Here is a 4363-nt window from a genome sequence, read left to right on the forward strand (position 1 = left end):
ACGATTCAAAACGTAATGGTCGAGTAGGATGGGAAAGACTATGGGAAGGATGGTTCATATTACAAACCATCCTTGAGGGTTACTTGCTTGCACAGTCTCTTGAGCTATAGATGTGATCAAGAGACAGCGGATTAACCGGGGTACATATTACCCGACAACATATTGAAGCCACTAACGGGCATGTACTGGTTCGCATGGAACTTAAGGAGGAGAGCGGTACTTTCTTTGATGATAATGAACCTACTGACATCGATCTAATTATCCGGTTCTGCGGCGATATTCCAGAGAAGGCTTGTTTCACTGAAATCCAATTCGATGATGCAACAAGAGCCTTTCATTTGGATGAAGATAATAAAACTTTTAGCTTCACTCGCCTGGAAATCATCAAGGGGCGCCTCCCTGACCTGAATAAAGTCATCCCGACAGAGAGACAAAATGTGGCACCGTACTTTCGCCTTGAGTACCTGGCTTACCCGTATTTGATGTTTCGCAGCGGCGTTGTACTTATAGAGCCATCCGGCATGGAAGCACCCTGCCGATTCCGGTTTAGCCCTCTCACAAACAAACTTTACGGCAACCCTATTTTTGTGGTTACGCCGAATTACGAAAACGCCTTCGAACTTGCCGAGCAAATGGTAAAAGAAGTGGAGGCAAGCCGTGACCAATAAGCACCGCCAGAGGGTGGACATTAACGACGAACTGGTCAGAACGGTAGTCCACATCGACGACGGCAGGGATCACACCAAGCGGCATATCCACCGCATGAGACGTAATCAACATATTCACGAGGGCATCTGCCCTCCTCTGCCACCCGCACCCAAAGTGGCGGCAGTGAAGATAACACCCGTGAAGACAGGCAAGAGGGGTAAAAAACAATGATCAGCATCGATAACGCACAGAATGAAATTGGTTTACCCGGTCACATTGACGACGGGCGCGAGTGGACGGATTGGTTGTTGAAGAAGGCAGATGAAAGCAAAAAAGCCCAAGTAATCCCTTGGGTAAGTGTCCGGGACAGGATGCCTGTAGAGGATGATGGGAACTGGTCTCGTCCGTGTCTTGTTTATGCTTCTTTTGGTTCTATTTCCAGCGCAGGTTACGACTACTGGGATACTGATAAGCAACAGTGGGAAGAGCATGAAAACGATGAAGTCACGCACTGGTGCTATATGGATGATATCCCCGCTCCAGTAGTAGAGGAACATTAAAATGAAAATCAAAAAAGGACTATTGAGATGAAAAAAGTGAACGTTGCTTGGCTAGGTGATTGTGAGAAATGCGGAGTGGAAAGCGCCTTAGTCGATACCGAGACAGGGAAGTAAGACTGGCTGTACGAAGGCGATCCAGTGACATGTTGCAACTGCGGACATACTGGTCATGTTGAAATTTTGCCATGTGAACCAGTTGCCTATGCAGTATGGGATGAATTGATGGAGGCAGAATGAAAATCAAAACATCGGAACTAACGGGACGGGCGTTGGATTGGGCTGTGGCGTTGGCTCAGGGGTGGCAAAAAATGGCGGATTACAACGGATACTCAACACCTAATGGCGTGGTGATAGTCCCTGAGTATGCTCCGTCGTGGGATTGGGAAGTGTGCGGGCAGTTGATTGAGGTATACAAAATTGGCTTATGTCCTGTTATGGGAGGATCGTATTGTGCTGGTTTATCACTTACTACAAGTACTGGTGATTATATGAACATAGATATGTATGGAGACACGCCTCAAATCGCCATCTGCCGCGCTGTGGTCACTGCACAATTGGGCAATGAGGTTGAGATACCGGATGAGTTGGTGGAGAAGAGCCAATCATGAGTAATAACGAATTCACAATGAGATTCAAGGCTGACGGCACTGAGGATTCTGATAATTACTCAACGTCAGCATTAATGAAACACAGCAAAGAGCAGTTAATGGAATATTACGCTGTAGGAAGATCATTGCCTGCCAATGAATATTATCAATTAACAGGCATGGAGGTAGCTCGCATGGCATACGAGTTATTAGAAGCACGGGAAAAGCTTACTGAGTGTGAAAATGGGAATAAGGGGAAAGCATGACCAATAACTCATTCCATCTGACTCAAATTATCGCTTCGGTCTGGGGTGATCCTGCTGATATCACCGATGCAGTATGGCAAGCCGGATACCGGAAGCCGGAACGGGAAGAAAAGGAAATCGCTGAGCTAATTATCGACATTATGAACGGGGTGCCCGATGAGGCGCCCTACTCCGAAAGGCCAAAAAAATTGGATGACATTCTCACTACCGAGCTGTACAGCATCATTTTTGATGCAACATGGAGTGATGCGGTAACACCTGCAATGGTAGCTAAGATAATTATGGAGAACGGGCATCAGAAAGGAGGCGAGTGATGACAGAATCACCCTACATCAAGACAAAGGAACTGGCAGGTCGGTATGGCGTAAAACCACATACAATAAGATTGTGGTGCGGTAATGGGAAGCAAAAAAGAGAAGGCTTCCCAAAACCCAGATTTAAATCTGACCAGCTTAATTTTCTGCGGCAGGATATTTTTGACTGGGAGGACGGGAAACAATTTTAGTCAGCTTTTCCCACCAGCGCTCATATGCCTCTCTCTGCTCATTCAGGTAGGTGTGCTTGTCGTACACCTGCCACACCCCCGGCAGTTTGTGCCCCACCATGATCTCCGCCACGTGGGGCGCTGTTAATTCAGATACCCCGGTACGCATGGTTCTGCGTAAGTCGTGGATTGACCAAGAAATATAAGAATCACCAAAATATTTGGACATTTTTTTGTTGAGAGTTAAGACTATGTTAGTGTAACTTCCTCGTGAAAATGGCTTTCCATTACGTACAGCAAATAGATATGAACTTCCTAGATTTAATTCTTTTGCTTGTTCAATTAATTCTTTCGCTGCTGGAATAATCGGTCTAATGATAGGCTTCTTAGTTCTCCTTCCTGTTTTATGGTTCGCGGGCGGGATTATCCATATATTTTTTTCATAATCAAAATCATTAACTTTAGCTTTTAGTAATTCATTGATACGCCCGCCAAACAACAAACTCAATTTTATTATCAGTGCATTACGCGGGTTATATTTGGGGGAATTGATAAACTGGAAAAGGACCTCAAGTTCTTCTTCGCTTAATGCTCTTTCACCCATTTCAGGATCAACATTAACATCATCATCCATATCTTTTTTACTTAAATCACTTCTTTCTACATCAGATAATGGAGTGAGATTGGTCATTCCCCGCCGAACCGCCCACCTATGCGCCTTCTTAGAGTATGTCAATATACGGTTACCAATTGATGGCACTTGTTTAGCAACGTCTTCAATTAAAGAAAGCCAGACATGAAGTGTTACCTCATCATGGGGTAATTTACCAATTTTAGGAAAAACATATATCTCAAAAGAGCGCAATACATGGTCTGCATTAACCTTTAAACCTTGCATTGTTGTTTTCCACCAATCCCGTATAAGGCCCTCAACGGTCACAGCACTCAGTGCGGATTCTTTACGAACACGCTTAACTATTTTAGGATTGCGGTATTGTTCCAGTTCACCACGATAAAAAATCACTGAGTCACGAGCATCTTTTAAGCTGGTTGCGGGGTAGGTTCCTATGTCAATACGATCCCCTTTTCCATTCCAGCGATACCTGAATTGAAATATAACTTTTCCTTTAGGTGTCACACGAACAGACAGACCATCCCTATCTGACTTGGTAATCATTTTTTCTTGAGGCTTGCCATTGATGGATCGCAGCCATGAATCAGTAATCGCCATATCACTTTCCTCAAAAAATAATACAGCTTTTAATGTAGTTCATGTACACGAAAATGTACATATTTCCCATGACACTAAGTGAATATCCATGACTACCATTGACAATCAGTGACAAGAAACAAACAAAATTAATTTAAAATTCATAAAGTTAAATTTAAATTCGTGACTATATCTGATTGTTTATGATTAACCCTGACCAAACAAACGCATTCTACAATGACATGCGTTAATTTCCTCAATGCCTTGGCCGGTTTTTATACCAACAGCACCACATAAACAACGACCTTGATTCATCATCTCACTCCCCATTTGCCAAAATTTATAGGAAAAACCTTATATCTGAGGTTGAACGACATTACCATCATATTTCATCAAAAACCTCTATGTTCACCACAATAATTCCCCCAGGGTGAGATCTCATATATTTAGTAAGGTTATTTAGGTTAAATAAAGACCAGAGTATAACTTCTTATAGCTCTTTCTCTCATTAAAACGATAAGATCACGCTATTCCATAAAAATAGCGATCGTAATAATGAGTATTTTTAACTTTATCAGTAAGATCGATGACCCGCGTTCTGATATCAA

Annotated in this window: 6 protein-coding genes; 5 read left to right on the forward strand and 1 reads right to left on the reverse strand. The window is 43.1% G+C overall.

The features are described from left to right. The first annotated feature begins 194 nt into the window (after positions 1-194). The 5 genes from Xenpb_RS18940 to Xenpb_RS18960 all read left to right on the forward strand — a co-directional run bounded on the left by Xenpb_RS18940 (position 195) and on the right by Xenpb_RS18960 (position 2375). Positions 195-668 carry a hypothetical protein gene (locus tag Xenpb_RS18940; protein WP_187655682.1) on the forward strand — a complete coding sequence of 158 codons (474 nt, stop codon included), beginning with the start codon at positions 195-197 and terminating at the stop codon, positions 666-668. 207 nt (positions 669-875) lie between these two features. Further along, positions 876-1208 carry a hypothetical protein gene (locus tag Xenpb_RS18945; protein ID WP_187655683.1) on the forward strand — a complete coding sequence of 111 codons (333 nt, stop codon included), beginning with the start codon at positions 876-878 and terminating at the stop codon, positions 1206-1208. Positions 1209-1441: 233 nt separating this feature from the next. Next, complete coding sequence (locus tag Xenpb_RS18950) at positions 1442-1816, forward strand: phage protein NinX family protein (protein WP_187655684.1); 375 nt, start codon at positions 1442-1444, stop codon at positions 1814-1816. After that, positions 1813-2061: a hypothetical protein gene (locus Xenpb_RS18955; RefSeq protein ID WP_187655685.1), complete on the forward strand. Its 249-nt coding sequence runs from the start codon at positions 1813-1815 to the stop codon at positions 2059-2061. The genes Xenpb_RS18950 and Xenpb_RS18955 overlap by 4 nt, the downstream gene beginning before the upstream one ends. Next, positions 2058-2375, forward strand: a complete 318-nt coding sequence (locus Xenpb_RS18960) for a hypothetical protein (RefSeq protein WP_187655686.1) — start codon at positions 2058-2060, stop codon at positions 2373-2375. Before Xenpb_RS18955 ends, Xenpb_RS18960 begins: the two co-directional genes overlap by 4 nt. Positions 2376-2513: 138 nt before the next feature. Here the strand turns inward: Xenpb_RS18960 and Xenpb_RS18965 are convergent, their stop codons facing one another. Then, the gene (locus Xenpb_RS18965) at positions 2514-3776 is read right to left on the reverse strand and encodes a site-specific integrase (protein WP_187655687.1); all 1263 of its coding nucleotides are present in this window, start codon (positions 3774-3776) and stop codon (positions 2514-2516) included. Between the last annotated feature and the right edge of the window lie 587 nt (positions 3777-4363).

The sequence above is a fragment of the Xenorhabdus sp. PB62.4 genome (assembly GCF_014467285.1).
Classification (GTDB): domain Bacteria; phylum Pseudomonadota; class Gammaproteobacteria; order Enterobacterales; family Enterobacteriaceae; genus Xenorhabdus.

What these genes read in the sequence shown, in the direction of transcription:
- Xenpb_RS18940 (WP_187655682.1), top strand. Translation starts at nt 195, where the DNA reads ATGGAACTTAAGGAGGAGAGCGGTACTTTCTTTGATGATAATGAACCT.
- Xenpb_RS18945 (WP_187655683.1), top strand. Translation starts at nt 876, where the DNA reads ATGATCAGCATCGATAACGCACAGAATGAAATTGGTTTACCCGGTCAC.
- Xenpb_RS18950 (WP_187655684.1), top strand. Translation starts at nt 1,442, where the DNA reads ATGAAAATCAAAACATCGGAACTAACGGGACGGGCGTTGGATTGGGCT.
- Xenpb_RS18955 (WP_187655685.1), top strand. Translation starts at nt 1,813, where the DNA reads ATGAGTAATAACGAATTCACAATGAGATTCAAGGCTGACGGCACTGAG.
- Xenpb_RS18960 (WP_187655686.1), top strand. Translation starts at nt 2,058, where the DNA reads ATGACCAATAACTCATTCCATCTGACTCAAATTATCGCTTCGGTCTGG.
- Xenpb_RS18965 (WP_187655687.1), bottom strand. Translation starts at nt 3,776, where the DNA reads ATGGCGATTACTGATTCATGGCTGCGATCCATCAATGGCAAGCCTCAA.